We start from the raw sequence: 23,908 nt of genomic DNA, 5'->3' as shown, positions 1-23,908 counted from the left end.
TGAATATAGCAATTATTGGTTGTAAAGGTTTTCAACTTTCAAGTATAATATTCATAACTGATCTTCGGTCGGATTACACATCATGTAGGAGGAAACGGAAATTGATACAGAAAAAAAATACTTCCATCAAGATTATTGCACTTGGTGGTATCGGAGAAATCGGAAAGAATATGTACCTTGTTGAAGTGGACAAGGACATATTTATTGTTGATGCCGGCTTAATGTTCCCCGAGGGAAGAAATGCTTGGTATCGATATGGTCATTCCAGATCTAACATATTTAAATGACAATAAGGAACGAGTCAAAGCGATTTTTTTAACACATGGACATGAAGACCATATTGGTGCTCTTTCCTACGTGCTTCGAAAGGTTAATGTACCCGTATATGCAACGAAACTAACACTTGCTCTTGCAAAAGCCAAGCTTAAGGAACAGGAATTTATCGGAAATGCAGAATTTATTGAGATTGATTCGGATACAAAAGTGGAATTAGATGCTGTACATGTAAGTTTTTTTAGAACTAATCATAGCATCCCGGATTCAGTTGGCGTTTGTATCCATACATCTGAAGGGATTATTGTTTATACGGGAGACTTTAAATTTGATCAGGCTGCAACGAAACTTTATAAGCCTGAAATTGGAAAAATGGCTGAGATAGGGGAACAGGGGGTTTTGTGCTTACTGTCTGACAGTACTGAAGCCGAAAAACCTGGGTACACAACATCTGAAGCGATTGTTGAACGTGAAATGTCCCATGCGTTTTATAATGCACCGGGGAGGATTATTGCCGCTTGCTTTGCATCGGACATCAATCGAATCCAGCATATTTTTAATGCTGCGAAAGAAAATGGCCGTAAAGTCGCTGTAGTAGGAAAAAGCCTTGAAAGAATCTATCATATTGCCCTCGACTTAGGATATTTAGAAGTGGACGAAGATGTCATGATTCAGGTAAATCAGATTAATGAATATCCTGACCAAGAAATAGCGGTATTAATGACCGGTGGCCAGGGAGAACCAATTGAAGCCTTGCAGAAAATGGCAAAACAGACACATAAGCTATTGAATATCCAGCCTGGTGATACTGTTTTAATTGCTGCTTCACCATTAAGAGGAAGTGAAGTATTTTTAGGGAAAACGGTCGATCTGTTATTCAAAGCAGGAGCAAATGTTGTATATGGAAAAAGGACAATCCATGTATCAAGCCATGGAAGTCAAGAAGAATTAAAGTTTATGATTAATTTAATGAAGCCGAAATTTTTGATTCCGGTTCACGGTGAGTATCGGATGCTGAAGGCACACAGAAAAGTGGCCATTGAATGCGGTCTTGCCGATGAACAAATTTACATTCCCGACCGCGGTGATATTGTGGAATGGAAGGAAAGGGACATTAACAGTTACCGGGAAGGTTCCGTCTGGCAATGTGCTAATCGATGGAATCGGTGTAGGCGATGTCGGAAATATCGTCCTTCGGGATCGAAGGCTTTTGTCACAAGATGGCATTTTAATTGTTGTTGTCACGTTAACGAAACAAGAAAAGAAAATTGCGGCAGGGCCGGAAATCATTTCACGAGGGTTTGTCTATGTTCGCGAATCGGAGAAATTAATGGATGATTCAACGAAATTAGTTCATGATATTGTGGAAAGAAACACAGCTAAAACCTCATTTGAATGGTCCACTCTTAAGCAGGAAATAAGAGATGAATTAAATCGATCTTTATTTGAAAAAACAAAAAGAAGGCCAATGATACTGCCGATTATTATGGAAGTGTGAATGTAAAGGTACCGGAATTCCTCCGGTACCTCTTTTTGTATTGTTTTGGCATGAAATCAATGTAAAGGTAAACACTAACAAATATCATGCTTGAAGGGAGTATTAGGATGGATAACGATATTCAAAAAAATACCGATAACCAAGAAGAGCAGCAACCACAAAAAGAGGAGAAGTCTACTTCTGGTTTAATAGAGAAAATTCAACAGCTTGGCCAAACCAATGTGCCGCAGCTCTCAGCAGATTCTCGAATTCATTGTTTAACCATAATTGGCCAAATTGAAGGACATATGGCATTACCTCCGCAAAATAAAACAACAAAGTACGAGCATTTATTGCCGCAACTTGTTGCAATCGAACAAAATCCGAAAATTGAAGGTGTATTAATTGTATTAAATACGGTCGGCGGGGATGTCGAAGCAGGGCTGGCCATTTCTGAAATGATTGCATCTATTTCAAAACCAACTGTTTCCATCGTCCTGGGAGGGGGTCATTCGATTGGTGTTCCGATTGCAGTTTCATGTGACTACAGCTTTATTGCAGAAACTGCTACGATGACCATCCATCCAATTCGCTTGACAGGGCTTGTCATAGGAGTACCGGCCACCTTTGAATATTTGGATAAAATGCAGGAACGTGTGGTCAACTTTGTGACAAAACATTCCAAAATTACGGAGGAAACATTTAAAGACTTAATGTTTGCAAAAGGAAATTTAACGCGGGATATTGGAACGAATGTAATCGGTGTTGATGCCGTTAAGTCGGGATTAATTGATGAGGTAGGCGGTTTAGGTCCCGCAATGAAAAAGCTCAATGAAATGATTGATCTTCAAAAAGAAGAAAATGAGGGGCTGATTCAATGATTTTATATACAATGATGCCAAATGAACTAATTTTTCCCTATGAAGCGGAAGCGGCAAGCAATCAGCAAATGATAAACTATCAGGGGATTCCACTTTTGGTAGAGCTTGCTGATCAGCAAAATGTTCAGGTTATTCGTATAGTAAGCAGTGACCCCCAGCATTATTTGAATGAACATATATACCCTGGTGCAAAAATTTCTTTCGGTTACCTTGATGGATTGTCCGCATTGCAATAGTAGATTATGGTATAATTAGATAACAATTATTTGAGCAGCCTTGCAGGCTGCTTTCCTTTTTATTAATTGGCTGTGTTAAAGGTCATTGTTGATTTTTTCAAACTGTTGATTGGAGCGGAAGGCACGAAGACTCCTGCGGGATTACGGGGCAGGGGAGACCCCGCAGGAGCGAAGCGACGAGGAGGCTTCCCGTCACGCCCGCGGAAAGCGAAGTGCCTGGAGCGGAAATCAACAGCCAAGTTAACACAGCCTATTAATTAATACTATGAAAAATAGACCAAACTGAACGATACAAGGTGATTAGATGGCAAAAAGAAAGAGAAGAAAACCCAAAAAAAGAGATAATCATTTAAAACGAACCGTTCAATACGAGCTATCCGCCTTGGCTTTATTGGCATTAGCGATCATTTCAATCGCAAAGCTTGGAGCAGTCGGGAATGCCACTGTCCTTTTCTTCCGTTTTTGGATGGGAGAATGGTACATGCTGAGCTTAATTGGACTAGTAATATTAAGTGTTTATTTAATGTGGAAACGTAGTATTCCTTTTTTCTTCCATATTAAATTAGTTGGCAGCTATTTTATTATATCGGCAATCTTACTATTTGAGTCATGTCACTCTTTTTCATTTGCTCACAAATGATGGGAAATTTAAAGATCCTAGTGTGATTGGGAACACTTGGGAATTATTTATGATGGAAGTAAGAGGGGAAACAAGTACGACCCATGATTTGGGCGGCGGGATTTTAGGAGCGATTTTATTTGCTATGTTTCATTACCTGTTCGCAGAAACAGGTACAAAAATTATTGCTTTTGTTTTTATAATCGTTGGGATTGTCCTATTAACTGGAAAATCGTTTGGAGATTTCATTGGGAAGATTGTGATTACTCTATTTGACTTTTCAAAAAATCAATGGGACGCCTTTAAAACGGATATGTCAGAATGGAAACAAAAACAAGAAGAGAGAAAGAACGAGAAAAAATCTCAAAGGCAAAAAGAGCGGGAAAATCGCCAAAGAGAAAGTGTCCCCGTTATAAACAATCAGCAGCAGGCTGAAGTGAACGAACCTGTTATCCCTGAACCGATTATTTCAAGCTTCGCAGACCGTGCGTATGTTGAAGAGGCTCCTAAGGAAAAAAATCCAAAAGAACATGCGAAGGAAAAAAGGCATAAATCGAATGATGCCGAAGAGGATCATACTCCGCCAATTAAATTTACAGAAGTAGAAAATGTGGCGTATGAGTTACCGCCGCTTAGACTGCTAAACCTTCCAAGGAAAACAGATCAAAGCGGTGAATATGAGCTAATCCATGCAAACGCAGCAAAGCTTGAGAGGACATTTCAAAGCTTCGGTGTTAAAGCGCGAGTTACCCAAGTGCATTTAGGACCAGCAGTCACTAAATATGAGGTACACCCTGATGTTGGTGTAAAGGTTAGTAAAATTGTCAGCTTAAGTGATGATATCGCATTAGCACTTGCTGCTAAAGGAATTCGGATTGAAGCGCCTATTCCAGGAAAATCAGCGATTGGCATTGAAGTTCCAAATTCCGATGTGGCGATGGTGTCATTAAGGGAAGTATTAGAAGGTACCCAAAATGACAAGCCGGATGCCAAGCTGTTAATCGGCCTTGGCAGGGACATAACGGGTGAAGCGGTTCTCGCAGAATTAAATAAGATGCCCCATTTACTTGTAGCCGGTGCAACAGGAAGCGGAAAAAGTGTTTGTATTAATGGTATTATTACAAGCGTATTAATGAGGGCAAAACCCCATGAAGTAAAATTAATGATGATCGACCCAAAAATGGTCGAACTCAATGTGTATAATGGAATTCCCCATTTACTGGCACCAGTTGTAACAGATCCTAAAAAAGCTTCACAAGCATTAAAAAAAGTAGTCAGTGAAATGGAACGGCGCTATGAATTGTTTTCTCATACAGGAACCCGTAATATTGAAGGCTATAATGAACACGTAAGGAAACATAATCTGGAAGAAAACGATAAGCAGCCGTTATTACCTTATATTGTCGTGATTGTAGATGAGTTAGCGGATTTAATGATGGTTGCTTCATCTGATGTAGAAGATTCAATCACGAGGCTTGCACAAATGGCACGTGCTGCGGGCATTCATTTAATTATTGCCACCCAACGCCCATCTGTTGATGTTATCACAGGTGTGATTAAAGCAAATATTCCTTCACGAATTGCTTTTGCGGTATCAAGTGCAACTGATTCAAGAACCATCCTGGATATGGGCGGAGCAGAAAAATTGCTAGGGCGCGGAGACATGCTATTCTTGCCGGTAGGAGCATCCAAACCTGTTCGAGTGCAAGGAGCATTTCTTTCCGATCAAGAGGTAGAAGATACAGTTGAATTTGTCATTTCACAGCAAAAGGCACAATACCAAGAAGAGATGATTCCGGATGATATTCCGGAGATAACAGGTGCAGTTGAGGACGATTTATATGAAGATGCAGTGGATTTAATTATTGAGATGCAAACTGCTTCGGTTTCTATGCTGCAGCGCCGCTTTCGAATCGGCTATACTAGGGCGGCCCGTCTAATAGATGAAATGGAGGCCCGCGGTGTCGTTGGCCCGTACGAAGGAAGTAAACCGCGAGCAGTCTTACAGACGAAACCCAATGAAGAGCAAAGTTCGTAGAAAAGCGGAAGCCACAAGCGCTGGAGCTGGACATTTCTCAAAGTCAAAATTTATTAATCGTTATTCGATAAAAAAGAGCCATTTGGCTCTTTTTTTAATACTAATTTGCGCGAAATCTGATACTATAGTTATAGGAGGTGAATACTTGTATCAGGAAAAAATCCTACTAATTTCCCGTCACATCTATTCGCTATTAAAAAAGGTATTCAATTATAGCAGATTTTTTGAGCAAAAATCAGCAAGTTAATAACAAATTTCTAGTTCGGACCTTTTTTCGACAAAATTTTGAATTCCTATTTATTTATCACAAAAAAGATGGTAATATAATCTCGATTAGTAGGAATGATATCAGATGTCTGATGTCTCAGGAAAAGGGCTGGAGGAAACAGCATGTCAATTAAGTCAGATAACCGGCATTTATATTTACAGGTAATCGATCGGTTGAAGCAGGATATTGAAAAAGGAATTTATAAAGAAAAAGAAAAATTACCTTCTGAATTCGATCTTGCCAAACAACTGGGGGTCAGCAGGGCAACACTTCGGGAAGCATTGCGCATACTCGAGGAAGAAAACGTTATCATTAGGCGCCATGGTGTTGGGACCTTTGTTAACTCAAAGCCGATGTTTACTTCAGGGATTGAACAACTTAATAGTGTTACTGACATGATTAAACAAGCTGGAATGAAACCCGGTACGATTTTCCTAAGTTCATCAACACAAGGTCCTACCGAAGAGGATATTCGTCGTTTCTCATGTTCTGCTAGTGAGGAGATTTTCGTCATGGAAAGGGTAAGAACCGCAAACGGAGAACCAGTCGTTTATTGTGTTGACAAGGTCCTCGAACGCATTTTGCCAGAAACATTTTCCCATGAGGAAGAATCTATTTTTCAGATTTTAGATGAAGAGGCAAATCGCAGAATTACATACGCGGTTGCTCAAATCGAGCCAGTAGGCTATCATGAAAAAATTTCCCCAATACTAGAATGTGATCCTGAAACTGCTTTGTTGGTGTTAAAACAAATGCATTTCGATGAAATGGATGAACCTGTCCTATTTTCGGTAAACTATTTTAAGGCAGACAAATTTAGTTTTCACGTATTAAGAAAGAGAATATAATTTTTTTTATTACATTTTGGAAACGTAACCAAGTCTGGCTTTGAAATTTCTACTATATCAAACAAACATTCATAGGGGGAAAATACCTTGAAAATGCGTAAAATTGGAATGGCGCTATCACTAGTTCTTGCTGCTGGAACACTTTTAGGTGCTTGTGGAAAAAGTGATGACAACAAGGGTAATGAAACATCCAAGGGCGGAGATAAAGAAAAAGATACTTTCTCTGTAGCAATGGTAACTGACGTTGGTGGCGTTGATGACAAATCATTTAACCAATCAGCATGGGAAGGACTTCAAGCTTTTGGTAAAGAAAATGGATTGAAAAAAGGTAAAGGCGGATATGATTACCTTCAATCAAAATCTGATGCCGATTATTCTACAAACTTAAATAAACTTGCTCGTGAAGACTTTGATTTAGTATATGGTATTGGCTTCTTAATGCAAGCTGCAATCGAAGAAATTGCTCAACAACAAAAAGATTCACATTTTGCTATTATTGATGCAGAGGTTAAACAGCCAAACGTTGCAAGCGTTCTATTTAAAGAGCAAGAAGCTGCGTTCCTTGCGGGTGTTGCAGCTGCCCTTCAAACTAAATCCAACCATATTGGTTTCATCGGCGGGATGGAAATTCCAGTAATTGAGCGTTTTGAGTCTGGATTCTTAGCTGGTGTGAAAGCTGCAAAACCAGAAGTAAAAGTCGATGTTCAATATTCCGGCGCATTTGATAAAGCTGAACTTGGTCAATCTATTGCATCGAAAATGTATTCTTCTGGAGCAGATGTAATTTTCCACGCTGCAGGCGGTACTGGTAATGGTCTATTTAAAGAAGCTACAGACCGTAAATCAAAAGACCCAAGCAAAGAAATTTGGGCAATCGGTGTTGACCGTGACCAAAACGATATGGGTCCAGATGTAGTTCTTACTTCTGCTCTTAAGCGTGTTGATGTTGCAGTACAAGACCTTTCTAAGAAAGCGATGGATGGTAACTTCCCTGGCGGAGAAGTAGCGCTTTATGGATTACATGAAGATGGTGTCGGCGTAGCTCCAATTAATGCTAAAGCTGATCAGAAAGATGCCATTGACAAAGCTGTTAAGGAATGGATTGAAAAAATCAAATCTGGTGCGGTAAAAGTCCCAGGAACTCGTGATGAGTTAAGTAAGTTTAGTGCAAAATAATTTAAATGAGGAATAAGCAGTATTTGTAACCTGCCTGCTTATTCCTTTCTAATGAAATCTTAACTGAAGTGTAGAATGCAAATTCTGCTTTTCATTTAAGATTTTAGTGGGGAGTAATTCCCTGTTTTTTTAAAACTTAAAAAGGTCTGACCTCTTACTACTTCTGGTCAAAATTTCCTTTTATCTTATCACAGGGAGTGAGAAAAGATGGAATACGTAATTGAGATGCTCAACATTCGTAAGGAGTTTGGCGGCTTCGTAGCGAATGATAACATTACCCTTCAACTTAAGAAGGGAGAAATTCATGCTTTACTCGGTGAAAATGGAGCAGGTAAATCTACACTTATGAACGTCCTATTTGGATTATATCAGCCAGAACAAGGCGAGATCCGCGTGAAAGGGCAGTCTGTAAATATTACAAACCCAAATATTGCTAATGATCTGGGAATTGGTATGGTGCACCAGCACTTTATGTTAGTTGATACTTTTACGGTTACAGAAAATATTATTTTAGGCCGTGAAATGACATCCGGCGGGCGAATTGATATTAAAAAGGCAGAAAAAGAAGTTCGCGACATTTCTGAACGCTATGGTTTAGCCGTAGACCCGCAGGCGAAAATTTCTGATATCACTGTAGGAATGCAGCAAAGGGTAGAAATATTAAAAACGCTTTATCGCGGTGCAGAAATTCTGATTTTTGACGAACCAACAGCTGTTTTAACGCCGCAGGAAATTAAAGAACTTATTCAGATTATGAAAACACTTATTAAAGAAGGAAAATCCATAATCCTGATCACCCATAAGTTAAAAGAAATTATGGAAGTAGCTGATCGGTGTACCGTTATTCGAAAAGGAAAGGGGATTGGAACAGTCAATGTAAGTGAAACCAATCCAAATGAATTGGCAAGTTTAATGGTAGGACGTGAAGTTGTTTTCAAAACAGAAAAAACTGAGGCAAACCCTAAGCAGGAAGTCCTTGAAATCCATGATTTGGTTGTAAAGGATGCACGTGGAGTGACCGTTGTTAATGGGCTTAATCTTTCTGTAAAAGCCGGAGAAATTGTTGGAATTGCCGGTATAGATGGAAACGGACAATCTGAATTTATTGAAGCCATTACAGGCTTACGGAAATCCGAAAGTGGAAGCGTAAAATTGAATGGAAAAGAATTAATTCATCTTACGCCAAGAAAAATTACTGAATCTGGTGTCGGTCATATTCCTCAGGACCGCCATAAACATGGTTTAGTGTTGAATTTCCCAATTGGTGAAAATATGGTTTTACAAAACTATTATAAAAAACCATATTCAAGCGGTGGGGTCTTGAACTTTAAAGAAATATATAAACAGGCTAAGAAACTGATTGCAGAGTTTGATGTTCGAACTCCAAGTGAATTTACATTGGCAAGGGCTCTTTCAGGGGGGAATCAGCAAAAAGCGATTATTGGACGTGAGGTTGATCGTAATCCAGATCTACTCATTGCGGCACAGCCTACCCGTGGTCTGGATGTTGGTGCAATTGAATTTATTCATAAACGCCTAATTGAACAGCGTGATAATGGAAAAGCTGTCTTGCTCGTGTCATTTGAGTTAGATGAAATTATGAATGTCAGCGACCGGATTGCTGTTATTTATGAGGGGAAAATCGTAGCTATAGTTAATCCAAAAGAAACAACTGAGCAGGAGCTTGGATTGCTTATGGCTGGTTCGAATAGAAAGGAAGCGGGTGAAGAAACGCATGTCTAAACGCTTAAAGGGCTTATTAACTCCAGTTATTGCCGTTTTATTAGGTATTTTGGTTGGAACAATTATCATGTTAGTGAGCGGGTATGACCCGGTGTCTGCCTTTTCTGCATTGTGGAACGGGGTATTTGGGGATATCTATTCATTTGGTGAAGCAGTCAGGCAGATTACACCCTATATTTTAGCCGGTTTAGCGGTAGCTTTTGCATTCCGTGTCGGGTTATTTAATATTGGGGTTGAAGGACAATTTATCGTTGGCTGGCTTGCAGCAGTATGGGTAGGTGTAGCATTCGATCTGCCGCGTGCTATACATCTGCCGTTAGCTGTCATTGCAGCGATGATTGCCGGTGCAATTTGGGGGTTTATCCCAGGTCTATTAAAAGCACGTTTTCGTGTTCACGAAGTAATTGTGACAATCATGATGAACTATGTGGCACTACATGTTACGAACTATATAATTAGAAATATTTTAGCAGCTAAAAGTGGCGATAAAACGGAAATGATTCATGCATCAGCATCCTTGCGTTCAGAATGGCTGCAAAGTCTTACAGATTATTCACGTCTTCACTGGGGAATCGTAATTGCCATTATTTGTTGTTTTATAATGTGGTTCCTGCTTGAAAGAACAACAAGAGGATTTGAATTGCGTGCCGTTGGTTTTAACCAGCATGCAGCACATTACTCAGGGATGAGTGTAAATAAGAACATTATCCTATCAATGCTGATTTCCGGGGCTTTTGCAGGTCTTGCAGGATCGATGGAAGGTTTAGGTACATTTGGGTATGCCGCTGTTAAAGGTGGATTTACCGGAGTTGGTTTCGACGGGATTGCGGTTGCCTTGTTAGGTGGGAATACAGCTTTAGGTGTATTTTTATCCGCTATTCTATTCGGTGTATTAAAGGTAGGGGCCTTAAACATGCCGCTTGAGTCTGGGGTACCTAACGAATTAGTTGATATCATCATTGCGTTAATCGTTTTCTTTGTTGCATCAAGCTATATGATTAGAGTGTTACTTGATCGACTAAGTAAGAAGAAGGAGGTGAAGTAAGTTGAGCTTAATGGATATTTTAATGATTGTTGTTCCATCGACATTGTTATGGGCTGCTCCACTTGTCTTCACTGCATTAGGCGGTATATTCTCAGAACGTTCCGGTGTAGTAAATATTGGTCTAGAAGGTTTAATGGTAATTGGGGCATTTACAGCTATCGTCTTTAACATCACTTTTGTAGAAACATTCGGAAGTTTAACGCCATGGATTTCTATTTTGGTTGCAATGGTTGCAGGAGCAATTTTCTCCCTTTTACACGCAGTTGCTGCGATTACATTCCGTGCAGACCATACTGTTTCAGGTGTTGCAATCAACTTGCTGGCTACAGGATTAACTTTATTCCTAGTAAAGCTTATTTATGGTAAAGGTGAAACAGGCATTATCAGTAAAGGTTTTAGTAAAATTGATATACCTATTTTAAAGGACATTCCCGTTATTGGAAAAATATTTTTCCAAAATACGTATTGGACCTCATTTCTAGCTATTTTCGTCGCCATTATCGTGTGGTACATCGTATTTAAAACACCATTTGGTCTTCGCCTGCGATCAGTCGGTGAACATCCAATGGCAGCTGATACAATGGGGATTAACGTTACTAGAATGCGCTATCTTGGGGTCATTCTTTCAGGTGCACTTGGAGGGATTGGCGGTGGAGTATATGCTCAATCCATTACTTCCAACTTCAGCCACTCAACCATTAGCGGTCAAGGTTTCATGGCACTAGCTGCAATGATTTTCGGAAAATGGCATCCGCTTGGTGCGTTAGGAGCCGCCATATTCTTCGGTTTTGCTCAAAGTATTAGTATCATCGGTTCAAGCTTACCTTTCTTAAAGGGAATTCCAAATGTGTACTTGTTAATTGCACCGTATGTGCTGACAATTTTAGCACTAACAGGATTTATTGGCCGTGCCGATGCACCAAAAGCAAGTGGTACACACTATATCAAGGGAAATCGTTAATGTGGAAACTCTCAGCACTTGCTGAGAGTTTTTTATTGTATTGAACAGGCATGTCAAATTATAGTTATAAGTATAGGTTTTATCCCGATGGAAAAGATATAAAGAAAAATGTTTACATATGTTTAAGTAAGGCCCAAATCATATGAGGAGGAATGTAAATGGACGCTAATGCTGAAAAAATATCAGAAATGCAAGGCTTTAACCTTCATGTCATCGAAACAGAAAAATATAAGACGAATACATTAGTTTGGAGAATGAAAGCTCCATTAACAAAAGAAGATGTAACGAAACGGGCACTACTCCCCCATGTATTGCAAAGCAGCTCCGGCAGCTATCCAACCACTACGGCGTTACGATCATATTTAGATGAATTGTATGGTGCGACTCTTTTTGTCGATCTGGCGAAAAAAGGTGAATACCATATTATGAGCTTCTCTTTAGAAATCGCCAATGAAAAATTTTTAAGCGATTCCAATCCATTATTAAAAAAGGGTTTTGAATTACTTGCGGAAATATTGACGAACCCAAATATTTCAGATAACGCCTTTGACAGGGAGACAATTGATAAAGAAAAAAGGACACTTAAGTCCCGAATTCAATCAGTCTTTGATGATAAAATGCGCTATTCTAATGTCCGATTGTTAGAAGAAATGTGTAAAGGTGAGGCCTACGCCCTTCAGGTAAATGGGGAAGCCGCAGATGTGGATGCTATTACCCCGGAAAATTTATATGAATATTTCAAAAAGGCCTTTTTAGAGGATGAGATGGATCTATATGTCATTGGTGACGTTAAAGAAGAGGAAGTCAAAAAATATGCGGAAGAACTGCTTCAATTTGAAAGCCGCACACCGAAAGAAGTAAATCCGAAAACGATCAACAAAAGAGCAGAGGTTAATATTGTCAAAGAAGAGCAGGATGTAAAACAAGGCAAATTAAACATTGGCTATCGTACCAATATCGTATATGGCGATTCCGATTATTTTGCCCTACAGGTTTTTAATGGCATCTTGGGCGGTTTTTCGCATTCCAAGTTATTTATCAATGTGCGCGAGAAAGCGAGCCTTGCTTATTATGCGGCGAGCCGCTTAGAAAGTCATAAAGGCTTAATGATGGTGATGTCAGGCATCGATTTAAAGAATTATGATCAGGCTGTTGGAATCATAAATGAGCAAATGGAAGCAATGAAGAAAGGTGATTTCACCGACCAAGAGCTGGAGCAAACAAAGGCAGTCATTCAAAACCAAATCATGGAAACGGTTGATACAGCAAGAGGACTAACCGAACTCCTCTATCATAATGTAGTGGCTAAATCGGATATTCACCTTGATTCATGGATAGCAGAAATGCAAAAAACAACGAAAGAAGAAATAGTCGCGGTGGCGAAAAAGATTGATCTGGATACCATTTATTTCTTAACGGGATCGGAGGGAGGCAAATAATGGAGAAAATTACGTTTGATCAGATCCAGGAGGAGCTTTTTCATGAAAAAATGGACAATGGACTAAACGTTTATATTTTGCCAAAGAAAGGCTTTAATAAAACATTTGCAACCTTTACAACGAAGTACGGTTCAGTAGATAATACCTTTATCCCAATTGGGAAAGACGAGTATGTCAAAGTGCCCGATGGGATTGCTCACTTTTTAGAACATAAGCTGTTTGAAAAAGAAGATGGGGACGTGTTTCAGCAGTTTAGCCGTCAAGGGGCATCCGCAAATGCTTTTACATCTTTCACCCGTACCGCTTATTTATTTTCGAGTACATCAGACGTGGAAAAGAATCTTGAGACGCTGATTGATTTTGTTCAGGAGCCTTATTTCTCCGAGAAAACAGTTGAAAAGGAAAAAGGAATCATCGGCCAGGAAATTACAATGTACGATGATAATCCAGATTGGCGGCTATATTTCGGCTTAATCCAAAACTTATATCAGAATCATCCGGTGAAGATAGATATTGCCGGCACTATTGAGTCCATTTCTCATATTACAAAAGATTGGCTGTATGAGTGTTACAATACTTTCTATCACCCGAGCAACATGCTGTTGTTTATTGTTGGACCGGTAGATCCTGAAAAGATTATGACCCAGGTAAGAGATAACCAGTCCAAAAAAGACTATAAGGAAATGCCCGAGATCAAACGTAAATTTGAATCAGAACCCCCTCAAGCTGCTGAAAAGAAGCAGGTGCTTGAGATGAATGTGCAAACATCTAAATCCTTGGTAGGCATCAAAGCACTCCATGTCGATCAAACCGGGGATGAGCTGCTGAAAAATGAATTAACTATGAATGTCCTCCTCGATCTGCTGTTTGGCAAAAGCTCGGAAAATTACAATCAGCTGTATAGTGAAGGTCTAATCGATGAAACTTTCTCATATGACTACACCCAAGAGCAAGGTTTTGGATTTGCTATGGTTGGTGGAGACACAGGTGAACCGGACAAATTAGCTGACAGGCTCGAAAAAATGCTTCTCGAGGCTAAGAAGGGGAGCTCATTTAGTGAACAGCAGTTGGATCGAGCAATAAAGAAGAAAATTGGTGCTTTTTTACGTGCTGTGAATTCACCGGAGTATATTGCCAATCAATTTACTCGTTATGCTTTTAATGAAATGAATTTATTTGATGTTGTGCCAACATTAGAAAAAATAACATTACAAGATGTTCAATCATTGGCGGCAGAAGTCATCTCAGAAGAGCGCTTCTCCGTTTGCCAAGTAGTCCCTAAGAAAAAATAGCCAAAGAAGCGTCGGATACACGACGCTTCTTAGCTGTTTATTCGTTTGACTTTAAGGCTGTGTTAAAGGTGATTGTTGATTATATTACCCCTGTTGATTGTAGCGTAAGGTGCGAGACTCCTGCAGGAGCAGCGGGACAGGTGAGACCCCACAGGCGCTTTAGCGCCGAGGAGGCTCACCGCCCGCCCTGCGGAAAGCGAGCATCCTGAAGCGGAAATCAACAGCCAAGTTTAACACAGCCTAGTATAAAGAGAGAGTGATTTTAATGAAAAAATATGCACTCATAACGGGAGCAAGCGGTGGAATTGGACAAGCGGTTGCGTATCATTTAGCCTCCAAGGGTTATTCATTGTATTTACATTACAATAAAAATGAACAAGCCATACTTGAATTATTGAACAGGCTGCGGTCATTTAGCGGAGAATATATTCCCATCCAGGCAGATTTGGCGGCAGCTGACGGATATAAAACCATAGCTGCGCAAATCTTTTCTTTAGATGCCATCATCCATTGCAGCGGAAATAGTCAATACGGGTTGTTGGTCGATTTGCAACAAGAAGAAGCCGAGGCATTAATGAATATTCATGTCTTAAATCCATTACTGGTTACGAAAGAACTGCTCCCTAAATTTCTAGGCAAGAGCTCCGGAAATATTATTGTCATCACGTCTATTTGGGGCCAGACAGGTGCTGCATGTGAAGTGGCTTACTCAGCAGCAAAAGGAGCCCAAATTGCGTTTGTAAAGGCTCTTAGTAAGGAAGTGGCTTTAAATGGCATCCGCGTTAATGCGATAGCCCCAGGTGCAGTTGCGACGCCAATGATGGATGACTTCACTCCTGAAGAGGTACAGCAGATTTCCTATGAGATTCCAATGGGAAGGCTTGGACTGCCTGAAGAAATTGCGAACAGCGTTGCTTTCTTGTTATCGGATGAATCCTCCTATATTACAGGACAGGTTCTTGCAATAAATGGAGGGTGGTACACGTAAAAATTCATAAATTCTTCATGTATAGTTTAAGGCTCCTCCTCACAAAATAACCTTGTACTATTCTAAAGGAGGTAATATTATGTCTGTTTTAGATAACTGGAAACAGTGGGAGGACTTTTTAGCAGATCGTCTTCATCATGCTCAAAATGAGGGAATGAGTGAAGGGGCAATCAGCAATCTTGCGTTTCAAATTGGTGATTATTTAGCTAATCAAGTGGAGCCGAAGAATGAGCAAGAAAGAATTCTTTCAGATCTTTGGTCCGTTGCTGACAAACAAGAGCAGCAGGCCATTGCGAATATCATGGTAAAATTAATTTCGAATAATGGAACTCGATAAAAGGAGATGGGACCTTAATGGTCTCCTCTCTTTTTTTATACTGTCAAGCAAATATCTTAGATAAATGTGTCAATCTCTTTGTTTTTTCTTTCATCTTCAATCAAAATCATTTATTATAAGGGTTAGACGATGAAAGGCGAAAAAAATGTCGAAACTTCTGTTTGGGGGTTTTTTATTAATGAAAAAAGAATGGTACTTAGAATATGAGATTCAAAAAAACCGACCTGGATTATTGGGCGACATCTCATCCCTGTTAGGAATGCTTGCCATAAATATTGTTACCATTAATGGTGTTGATGAAGGCAGACGCGGATTGCTTATTTTAGCAAAAGATGATGATCAAATAAAACGACTTGAGTCAATTTTACATACGATGGACACAATAAAATTAATTAAACTGAGAGAGCCGAAATTGCGGGATCGGCTGGCTGTTCGACATGGACGCTATATTCAGAGGGATGCAGATGACAAAAAAACATTCCGCTTTGTGAGGAATGAGCTTGGATTATTAGTTGATTTTATGGCAGAATTATTTAAGCAGGAGGGACACAAGCTCATTGGGATTCGAGGGATGCCGCGTGTTGGGAAAACAGAATCACTGGTGGCAGCAAGTGTGTGTGCTAATAAACGATGGTTATTCGTGTCGTCCACTCTATTAAAACAAACCATTCGCAATCAACTGATTGAAGATGAATATAATCAAGACAATCTGTTTATTCTAGATGGCATTGTTTCAACAAGACGTGCAAATGAACGTCACTGGCAGCTGGTCCGTGAAATTATGCGTCTACCTGCGGTGAAAGTGATCGAGCACCCTGATATTTTCGTTCAAAATTCTGAGTACACGCTTGATGATTTTGATTACATTATTGAACTTAGAAATGATGCTGAAGAAGAGATTACATACGAGGTAGTTGATCAGCACAATATGTTCTCCGGATCAGATTTTGGAGATTTTGATTTTTAATAAATTGGAAGGTGTTACAGGTGACTGAATTAGGGAATCGACTAAAAGAAGCCCGATTAGCCAAAGAATTAAGCTTAGATGATTTACAAACCATGACAAAAATTCAAAAGCGGTATTTAGTAGGAATTGAGGAAGGCAATTATTCCAGCATGCCCGGGAATTTTTATGTACGCGCCTTTATTAAGCAATATGCAGAGGCGTTGGATCTCAATCCGGATGAAATTTTTGACACGTATAAGAGTGAAATCCCTGCTTCCTATAATGATGATTTGCCAGAGCAATTATCAAGGGTCAAGACACATAAATCCATCTCAGAAGGAAATTCAAAAATCTTTGATATCCTTCCCAAAGTATTAATCGTTGTGTTTGTCATTGGGGTGGCTAGTCTTTTATATTATTTTTTACAAAACCATGCCGGCGGCGGAACAAATGAATCGATTAAGAATGATAGTGATCAGGTTACAATTGAAAAATCTGAAAGCTTGGAAAAAGTAAAAGTGGATGAAGCAGAAAAAGATAAAAAACAGGATAGCCAAAAAAAGGAAACGGCCAAACAGGAAGAGAAAAAACAACCTGTTGTAGAAACACCTAAGCAGGAGCTGACAGCCGTTCAAAGCAATGGGAATAATTCCACATATGACTTAAAAAATGCTGATAAATTTGTCGTGAAATTAGTTTCTAAAGGACAAACCTGGGTAAGTATTAAAAACGGAAAAGGGAAGACCTTTTTTCAAGGGACACTTAGAACCGGGGAAACCGAGAGCCAGACAGAAGATTTATCAGCAGAAAGTACAGCTGTCATTAGAGTTGGGAACGCAGCAGATACTGATATTTATGTGAATGACCAAAAGCTTGAATACGCAGTACCAGCGACAGCGAATGTTCAGAACATCACGATTCAATATGTTCTGAAGACCGAATAGTCATCTGTTGATGACTATTTTTCACTTTCAATAATTACACGGAGGGAAATTATGAATATTCCAAATCGAATAACCGTATCAAGAATATTATTAATTCCAATATTCATGATTATTATGTTAGTTCCATTTGATTGGGGCAGCATGCATCTTCTTGGGGCGGACATGCCTGTTACCCATTTTGTCGGGGCGCTCATTTTCATTTTAGCCTCCACAACAGACTGGGTTGACGGCTATTATGCCCGCAAATATAACCTTGTAACCAATATGGGGAAATTCCTTGACCCGCTGGCAGACAAATTACTTGTCTCTGCGGCGCTAATTGTCCTAGTTGAACTGAATGATATCTATGCACCTTCTTGGATTGTGATAATCATCATCAGCCGGGAATTTGCGGTCACAGGTCTGCGCCTCTTACTTGCTGGCGAAGGTGAGGTTGTCGCCGCTAATATGCTTGGTAAAATAAAGACCTGGGCACAAATCGTCGCAATCTCGTCCTTATTGTTACATAATATTATTTTTGCTATGGTTTCATTCCGCTTTGATATTGTAGCATTGTGGGTGGCCATGATTTTTACCATTTGGTCGGGCTGGGATTATTTTGCGAAAAACAGCCATGTATTAAAGAACTCAAAATAGGATGAAATAGGGGGCGGCTTCGAAATGAATGCTGAGATTATTGCGGTTGGTTCAGAATTATTACTTGGGCAAATTGTTAATACGAATGCTCGTTTTATATCCCGGCAATTAGCTGCTCTGGGGATCGATGTATATTTTCATACAGTTGTTGGTGATAACCCTGACCGATTAAAATCAGCGATTGAAGCGGCGGAAAAACGTGCGGCCATGATTATCTTTACGGGCGGACTTGGGCCCACAAAGGATGATTTGACGAAGGAAACCATTGCTCGCCATATTGGAAAAGAACTTGTGATGGATGCGGCGGCATTAGAATCCATAGAGCTTTATTTCAAGCGGACAAACCGTGTGATGACAGAAAATAACCGTAAGCAGGCACTTGTATTAGAAGGGTCTCATATTCTCCCGAATGATCACGGAATGGCTCCGGGAATGGTCGTGGAAACCGGCAGTCATACCTATATGCTTTTACCGGGGCCGCCTAAGGAAATGGAGCCGATGTTTCTCCAATATGGGTGTCAGGCACTTTCTTCAAAAAATGGGTCGAACGATAAAATTGTTTCGAGGGTATTACGATTTTTTGGAATTGGCGAAGCCGCTTTGGAAACGGAGATTATTGATTTAATTGATGCGCAGAGCAATCCCACCATTGCTCCACTGGCAGGTGACGGTGAGGTTACACTAAGGCTGACAGCGAAGCATGTGGATGAAACAACTGCTGAGTCCATGCTTGATGAACTGGAAAGTGTGATTCGGCAGCGTGTGGGTCAATTTTTATATGGGTATGACAATACCTCCTTATTGCATGAGCTGATGGAAGCATTACTTAATAAGAAACTAACGATTACGGCTGCTGAGAGTTTAACAGGCGGGTTGTTCCAACAGGCGTTAACATCGGCTGCCGGAGCGAGTTCTGTGTTTAAGGGCGGAGTGGTTTGCTACTCTAATGAAGTAAAACAACAAGTATTAGGGGTAAAACCAGATACGCTTGAAATATACGGCGCCGTTAGTGAAGAGTGTGCGAAAGAGCTCGCCGAAAATGCCGCAAGGCTGGTCAACAGTGATATTGGAATCAGCTTTACAGGTGTGGCCGGCCCAGATGAGCTGGAAGGCAAGCCGGTCGGTACGGTTTATATCGGAATCGCACTGAAGGGAAGGCCGACAGTGGTTGAGAAGCTTCTCCTTGGTGGTACAAGAGAAGTAAACCGCAACCGGGCGGTCAAATACGGCTGTTATTTTATATTGCGGAATTTAGAAGAATCACAGAATGCTAAATAGCGTTCTGTGATTTTTTTATTTGTGGAATGGTGGTTTGGTGGGCAGGAGGTGTTCATTGACCGAAAAGGAGGAAAGAGGGGGTTTGCGGTAAATGAAAGCCCATTACATTGACCGGAAAGAAGAAAAGGGCGGTTCAGCGGTAAATGAAAGCCCGTTACATTGACCGAAAAGGAGAAAAGAGGGGCTTAGCGGTAAATGAAAGCCCGTTACATTGACCGGAAAGAAGAAAAGAGGGGCTTAGCGGTAAATGAAAGCCCGTTACATTGACCAAAAAGAAGAAAGAGAGGGCAGACGGTAAATGAGAGTCTAGTTTATTGACCAGCAGGAAAATTAAGAATCGTCAATTAAAATCAAGCAATGCGTAATTGGCAATAAAAAATTAAAATTAAATTTATAGAGAAAATCAGATAAATTGGTTATCTAAGGTATTTTGAATGTGAGAATACCAAAAAAGGGGGTCATATGTCAGTTATTGAGGTATAAATTGTATAAACATAAACAGAATGAATGTTCGACTTTTTCCTCGACAAATAACTAAAAAGAGGTTATATTAATAATAGGATTTATTTAATAGATTAGGGCAATACGTGAGTGTTTATATATAAGGGAGGAAATAGAACGTGAGTGATCGTAAAGCGGCATTAGAAATGGCGTTAAAGCAAATAGAAAAACAATTTGGTAAAGGCTCCATCATGAAAATGGGTGAACAAACGGAGACTAGAATTTCTACCGTTCCGAGTGGATCTCTTGCGCTTGATGCAGCACTTGGAGTAGGCGGATATCCTAGAGGCCGTATTATCGAGATTTATGGCCCAGAAAGTTCAGGTAAAACAACTGTAGCACTTCACGCAATTGCCGAAGTGCAAGCAAAAGGGGGACAAGCAGCGTTTATTGATGCTGAACATGCCCTGGACCCGACATATGCACAAAAATTAGGTGTTAACATCGATGAGTTATTGTTATCACAGCCTGACACAGGTGAACAAGCACTTGAAATCGCTGAAGCATTAGTGCGAAGCGGTGCCGTTGATATTCTTGTTATTGACTCAGTTGCTGCATTAGTTCCAAAAGCAGAAATTGAAGGCGAAATGGGTGACGCCCACGTAGGTCTTCAAGCGCGGTTGATGTCCCAAGCACTGCGTAAACTATCAGGCGCCATCAACAAGTCGAAGACAATTGCTGTCTTCATTAACCAAATTCGTGAAAAAGTTGGAATCATGTTTGGAAACCCCGAAACAACCCCTGGGGGCCGTGCGCTGAAGTTCTATTCGACAATCCGTCTAGAAGTACGCCGTGCTGAAGCGTTAAAACAAGGAACTGACATAGTCGGAAATAAAACGAAAATTAAAGTAGTAAAGAACAAAGTTGCACCACCATTCCGTACCGCTGAAGTAGATATTATGTACGGTGAAGGTATTTCCAAAGAGGGTGAAATCATCGATATAGGTTCAGAATTAGATATCGTTCAAAAGAGCGGTTCATGGTATTCCTATAACGATGAAAGAGTAGGTCAGGGCCGCGAAAATGCGAAGCTATTCTTAAAGGAAAACCCTGAGCTCCGCCAGGAAATTCAACAAAAAATCCGTGAACACTATGGTTTAGACGGTGATAAAGTAGTAACAGAAGCAGAAGAAGATGATGAGCAGTTTAAATTGCTAGATTAATCCAGCAAAGCAAAGCCCGGTATTGGGTTTTGCTTTTTCTTTTCAAAGTGAATAAATATGCAATTATATTAATAAATATTCATACAAAAACTCAATAAATTTACGGAATTTTCAAGTTGGCTCCTAAATAATTCAAAATGCCAATCAGACTAAGCCTTGACAATGAATATTCCCACCTTTACAATTAACATGTATATTTTACATTTTTGGAAATATTACGACGCGAAAAGCCATGGTGCTTGCTGTATGTTGAGTCTAAACAATGTACATGCCGACACTTGAAAAATGTAACAAAAGTTCATAGCAAGAGGAGGTGTAACGATGGACCCTATTACAATCATCTCCATTTTGCTTGGCCTTATCGTCGGTGCCGTTGTTGGCTATTTTGTTCATAAATCCATTGCTGAAGCAAAAGTAGCAGGCGCAAAGAATGCTGCTGATCAGATTCTTGAAGATGCGAAACGTGATGCTGATTCATTGAAAAAGGAAGCTTTGCTTGAAGCAAAGGATGAAATTCACAAGCTTCGAACAGAAGCAGAACGTGAGGTTCGTGAACGAAGAAATGAAATGCAAAAACAAGAAAACCGTTTACTGCAAAGAGAAGAGAATTTAGATCGAAAAGAGGAAACGTTAAACAAGCGTGAAAATCTTTTAGAAAAGAAGGATGATTCTCTAACCCAAAGACAACAGCATATTGAAGAGATGGAAAGCAAAGTGGACGAGTTGGTAAGAAAACAACAGACTGAACTCGAACGAATTTCAAGCTTAACCCGTGAGGAAGCGAAAGCCATCATTATTGACAGAATGGAGCAGGAATTGACCCATGATACTGCGATAATGATTAAGGAAAGCGAGAATCGTGCAAAAGAGGAATCCGACAAGAAAGCGAAGGAAATCCTTTCGCTCGCAATCCAGCGTTGCGCTGCTGACCATGTTGCGGAAACGACTGTCTCTGTCGTCAACCTGCCAAATGACGAAATGAAGGGCCGGATTATTGGCCGTGAAGGACGAAATATCCGTACATTAGAAACGTTAACGGGCATTGATTTGATTATTGATGATACTCCTGAAGCTGTTATTCTATCGGGATTTGATCCGATTCGTCGGGAAACAGCCCGCTTAGCGCTTGAGAAGTTAGTCCAAGACGGAAGAATTCATCCAGCACGTATTGAGGAAATGGTTGAAAAGTCTCGACGTGAAGTAGATGAATATATCCGTGAGGTCGGCGAGCAAACCACTTTTGAAGTGGGCGTTCATGGATTACATCCAGATCTTATCAAAATTCTTGGCCGATTAAAGTTCCGTACAAGTTACGGGCAAAATGTCTTAAAGCATTCAATGGAAGTGGCACAGCTTTCAGGGCTGCTTGCAGCTGAACTTGGTCAAGATGAAACGTTGGCACGTCGTGCAGGGTTGCTCCATGATATTGGGAAAGCAATTGACCATGAAGTGGAAGGAAGCCATGTCGAAATCGGGGTAGAACTTGCGACCAAATACAAGGAACACCCGGTAGTAATCAACAGTATTGCCTCACACCATGGGGATACAGAGCCAACGTCTATTATTGCTGTCCTTGTTGCTGCTGCTGACGCCTTATCAGCTGCCAGACCAGGTGCACGTAGTGAAACACTTGAAAACTACATCCGCCGTCTTGAAAAGCTAGAGGAGATTTCTGAGTCCTATGAAGGTGTTGAGAAATCCTTTGCGATTCAAGCAGGTCGTGAAGTGAGGATTATTGTAAGACCTGATGCCGTTGATGATCTTGCTGCACATCGATTAGCGCGCGATATTCGCAAACGGATCGAAGAAGAGCTAGATTATCCTGGACACATTAAAGTGACAGTTATCCGTGAAACACGGGCTGTTGAATATGCAAAATAAAGCGGTGCGAATGCACCGCTTTTATTTATGGACATTACCAATAAGTTAATACAGGAAAAAAATAAACAAGGACGAGAGGGAAAAAATGAATCTACTTTTTATCGGCGATGTCGTAGGATCACCTGGCAGAGACATGGTAAAGGAATACCTGCCAAAATTAAAAGAAAAATATCGTCCCCACTTCACAATCATTAATGGTGAAAATGCAGCCGGGGGCAGGGGGATAACAGAAAAAATCTACCGAGAATTTTTAAATTATGGTGCACAGGCTATTACCCTTGGAAATCATGCGTGGGATAATCGTGAGATATTTGAGTTTATCGATTCGGCAAAAAATATGGTAAGGCCGGCGAATTTTCCAGAGGGAACACCCGGAAAAGGACTAGCGTTCTTTAAAGTGAATGAATTAGAGGTAGCTGTAATCAATCTCCAAGGACGCACATTTATGGCCCCATTAGATTGTCCTTTCAAAAAAGCTGAGGAATTAGTTGAAATTGCACGGGAAAGAACACCATTTATTTTTGTTGATTTTCATGCGGAGGTAACCAGTGAAAAACAGGCTATGGGCTGGTTCCTGGATGGCAAAGTATCAGCGGTCGTTGGCACCCATACACATGTGCAAACAGCAGACAGCCGTGTACTGCCTGCCGGAACAGGTTATTTAACCGATGTAGGGATGACAGGGCCATATGATGGGATTTTAGGAATGGAACGAGAGGCTGTACTTAAGAAATTCCTGACCAGTCTGCCTGTACGATTTGAAGTTCCCAAATCTGGCCGCAATCAGCTGAGTGCAGTTTATATCGAGTTGGATAGAAAAAGCGGGCTGTGCAAAAATATGGACCGAATAATAATCAATGACGACCATCCTTTTTATAGTTAAGGTAAAAACCCCCGTTTTGGGGGTTTTTTGGGTTAATTCCTTGACAAATTTTGTC

Annotated in this window: 21 protein-coding genes and 1 pseudogene; all 22 read left to right on the top strand. The window is 40.3% G+C overall.

The window, feature by feature from the left end:
• Window positions 1-101 precede the first annotated feature (101 nt).
• The 22 genes and pseudogenes from ACO1D1_RS08880 (at window position 102) to ACO1D1_RS08775 (ending at window position 23,853) form a co-directional block, all read left to right on the top strand.
• Window positions 102-1,771: pseudogene (locus tag ACO1D1_RS08880) on the top strand (ribonuclease J).
• 107 nt (window positions 1,772-1,878) lie between these two features.
• Window positions 1,879-2,631 (top strand): ClpP family protease, encoded by a 753-nt coding sequence (locus ACO1D1_RS08875; RefSeq protein WP_149869621.1) that lies wholly within the window; start codon window positions 1,879-1,881, stop codon window positions 2,629-2,631.
• Window positions 2,628-2,867, top strand: coding sequence for a YlzJ-like family protein (locus tag ACO1D1_RS08870; protein WP_149869622.1), 240 nt, complete (start codon window positions 2,628-2,630; stop codon window positions 2,865-2,867). Before ACO1D1_RS08875 ends, ACO1D1_RS08870 begins: the two co-directional genes overlap by 4 nt.
• Window positions 2,868-2,933: 66 nt before the next feature.
• On the top strand, window positions 2,934-3,128 hold the full coding sequence (locus ACO1D1_RS08865; protein WP_423335637.1) for a hypothetical protein: 195 nt from the start codon (window positions 2,934-2,936) through the stop codon (window positions 3,126-3,128).
• Window positions 3,129-3,171: 43 nt separating this feature from the next.
• The gene (locus ACO1D1_RS08860) at window positions 3,172-3,507 is read left to right on the top strand and encodes a hypothetical protein (protein WP_423335636.1); all 336 of its coding nucleotides are present in this window, start codon (window positions 3,172-3,174) and stop codon (window positions 3,505-3,507) included.
• Window positions 3,470-5,524, top strand: a complete 2,055-nt coding sequence (locus tag ACO1D1_RS08855) for a DNA translocase FtsK (protein WP_423335635.1) — start codon at window positions 3,470-3,472, stop codon at window positions 5,522-5,524. The genes ACO1D1_RS08860 and ACO1D1_RS08855 overlap by 38 nt, the downstream gene beginning before the upstream one ends.
• Window positions 5,525-5,914: 390 nt before the next feature.
• The gene (locus tag ACO1D1_RS08850) at window positions 5,915-6,640 is read left to right on the top strand and encodes a GntR family transcriptional regulator (RefSeq protein ID WP_149869624.1); all 726 of its coding nucleotides are present in this window, start codon (window positions 5,915-5,917) and stop codon (window positions 6,638-6,640) included.
• 87 nt (window positions 6,641-6,727) lie between these two features.
• Window positions 6,728-7,816: a BMP family lipoprotein gene (locus ACO1D1_RS08845; protein WP_423335634.1), complete on the top strand. Its 1,089-nt coding sequence runs from the start codon at window positions 6,728-6,730 to the stop codon at window positions 7,814-7,816.
• 207 nt (window positions 7,817-8,023) lie between these two features.
• Window positions 8,024-9,559 (top strand): ABC transporter ATP-binding protein, encoded by a 1,536-nt coding sequence (locus tag ACO1D1_RS08840; RefSeq protein ID WP_149869626.1) that lies wholly within the window; start codon window positions 8,024-8,026, stop codon window positions 9,557-9,559.
• Window positions 9,552-10,604 (top strand): ABC transporter permease, encoded by a 1,053-nt coding sequence (locus tag ACO1D1_RS08835; RefSeq protein WP_149869627.1) that lies wholly within the window; start codon window positions 9,552-9,554, stop codon window positions 10,602-10,604. The genes ACO1D1_RS08840 and ACO1D1_RS08835 overlap by 8 nt, the downstream gene beginning before the upstream one ends.
• 1 nt (window position 10,605) lies before the next feature.
• Complete coding sequence (locus ACO1D1_RS08830; protein WP_149869628.1) at window positions 10,606-11,565, top strand: ABC transporter permease; 960 nt, start codon at window positions 10,606-10,608, stop codon at window positions 11,563-11,565.
• A 158-nt stretch (window positions 11,566-11,723) separates the two neighbouring features.
• Window positions 11,724-13,004, top strand: a complete 1,281-nt coding sequence (gene yfmF / locus ACO1D1_RS08825) for an EF-P 5-aminopentanol modification-associated protein YfmF (RefSeq protein WP_423335633.1) — start codon at window positions 11,724-11,726, stop codon at window positions 13,002-13,004.
• Window positions 13,004-14,296 carry an EF-P 5-aminopentanol modification-associated protein YfmH gene (gene yfmH / locus ACO1D1_RS08820; protein WP_149869630.1) on the top strand — a complete coding sequence of 431 codons (1,293 nt, stop codon included), beginning with the start codon at window positions 13,004-13,006 and terminating at the stop codon, window positions 14,294-14,296. The genes yfmF and yfmH overlap by 1 nt, the downstream gene beginning before the upstream one ends.
• Before the next feature lie 265 nt (window positions 14,297-14,561).
• Window positions 14,562-15,284 carry an elongation factor P 5-aminopentanone reductase gene (ymfI, locus tag ACO1D1_RS08815; protein ID WP_149869631.1) on the top strand — a complete coding sequence of 241 codons (723 nt, stop codon included), beginning with the start codon at window positions 14,562-14,564 and terminating at the stop codon, window positions 15,282-15,284.
• A 79-nt stretch (window positions 15,285-15,363) separates the two neighbouring features.
• Complete coding sequence (locus ACO1D1_RS08810) at window positions 15,364-15,621, top strand: DUF3243 domain-containing protein (RefSeq protein WP_149869632.1); 258 nt, start codon at window positions 15,364-15,366, stop codon at window positions 15,619-15,621.
• 178 nt (window positions 15,622-15,799) lie between these two features.
• Window positions 15,800-16,588, top strand: a complete 789-nt coding sequence (locus tag ACO1D1_RS08805) for a DUF3388 domain-containing protein (protein ID WP_190284854.1) — start codon at window positions 15,800-15,802, stop codon at window positions 16,586-16,588.
• Window positions 16,589-16,608: 20 nt separating this feature from the next.
• Window positions 16,609-17,511 (top strand): helix-turn-helix domain-containing protein, encoded by a 903-nt coding sequence (locus ACO1D1_RS08800; protein ID WP_149869634.1) that lies wholly within the window; start codon window positions 16,609-16,611, stop codon window positions 17,509-17,511.
• Window positions 17,512-17,562: 51 nt separating this feature from the next.
• A complete protein-coding gene (pgsA, locus tag ACO1D1_RS08795) occupies window positions 17,563-18,147 on the top strand; it encodes a CDP-diacylglycerol--glycerol-3-phosphate 3-phosphatidyltransferase (protein ID WP_149869635.1) in 585 nt (194 codons plus the stop codon).
• Window positions 18,148-18,171: 24 nt separating this feature from the next.
• The gene (locus tag ACO1D1_RS08790; protein WP_423335632.1) at window positions 18,172-19,425 is read left to right on the top strand and encodes a competence/damage-inducible protein A; all 1,254 of its coding nucleotides are present in this window, start codon (window positions 18,172-18,174) and stop codon (window positions 19,423-19,425) included.
• Between the two features lie 620 nt (window positions 19,426-20,045).
• Entirely contained in the window at window positions 20,046-21,089 is a 1,044-nt protein-coding gene (gene recA / locus ACO1D1_RS08785) for a recombinase RecA (protein WP_149869637.1), read from the top strand.
• Between the two features lie 321 nt (window positions 21,090-21,410).
• A complete protein-coding gene (gene rny / locus ACO1D1_RS08780) occupies window positions 21,411-22,970 on the top strand; it encodes a ribonuclease Y (protein ID WP_149869638.1) in 1,560 nt (519 codons plus the stop codon).
• Window positions 22,971-23,055: 85 nt separating this feature from the next.
• Window positions 23,056-23,853 carry a TIGR00282 family metallophosphoesterase gene (locus tag ACO1D1_RS08775; protein ID WP_149869639.1) on the top strand — a complete coding sequence of 266 codons (798 nt, stop codon included), beginning with the start codon at window positions 23,056-23,058 and terminating at the stop codon, window positions 23,851-23,853.
• The last annotated feature ends 55 nt before the right edge of the window (window positions 23,854-23,908 follow it).

Origin of the sequence: Neobacillus sp. 19 (assembly GCF_049463095.1) — a bacterium.
In the GTDB taxonomy this organism is placed as follows: Bacteria; Bacillota; Bacilli; order Bacillales; family Cytobacillaceae; genus Neobacillus.
The sequence above is the reverse complement of the archived record's forward strand: the minus strand, read 5'-3'. Positions and strand labels throughout refer to the sequence as shown.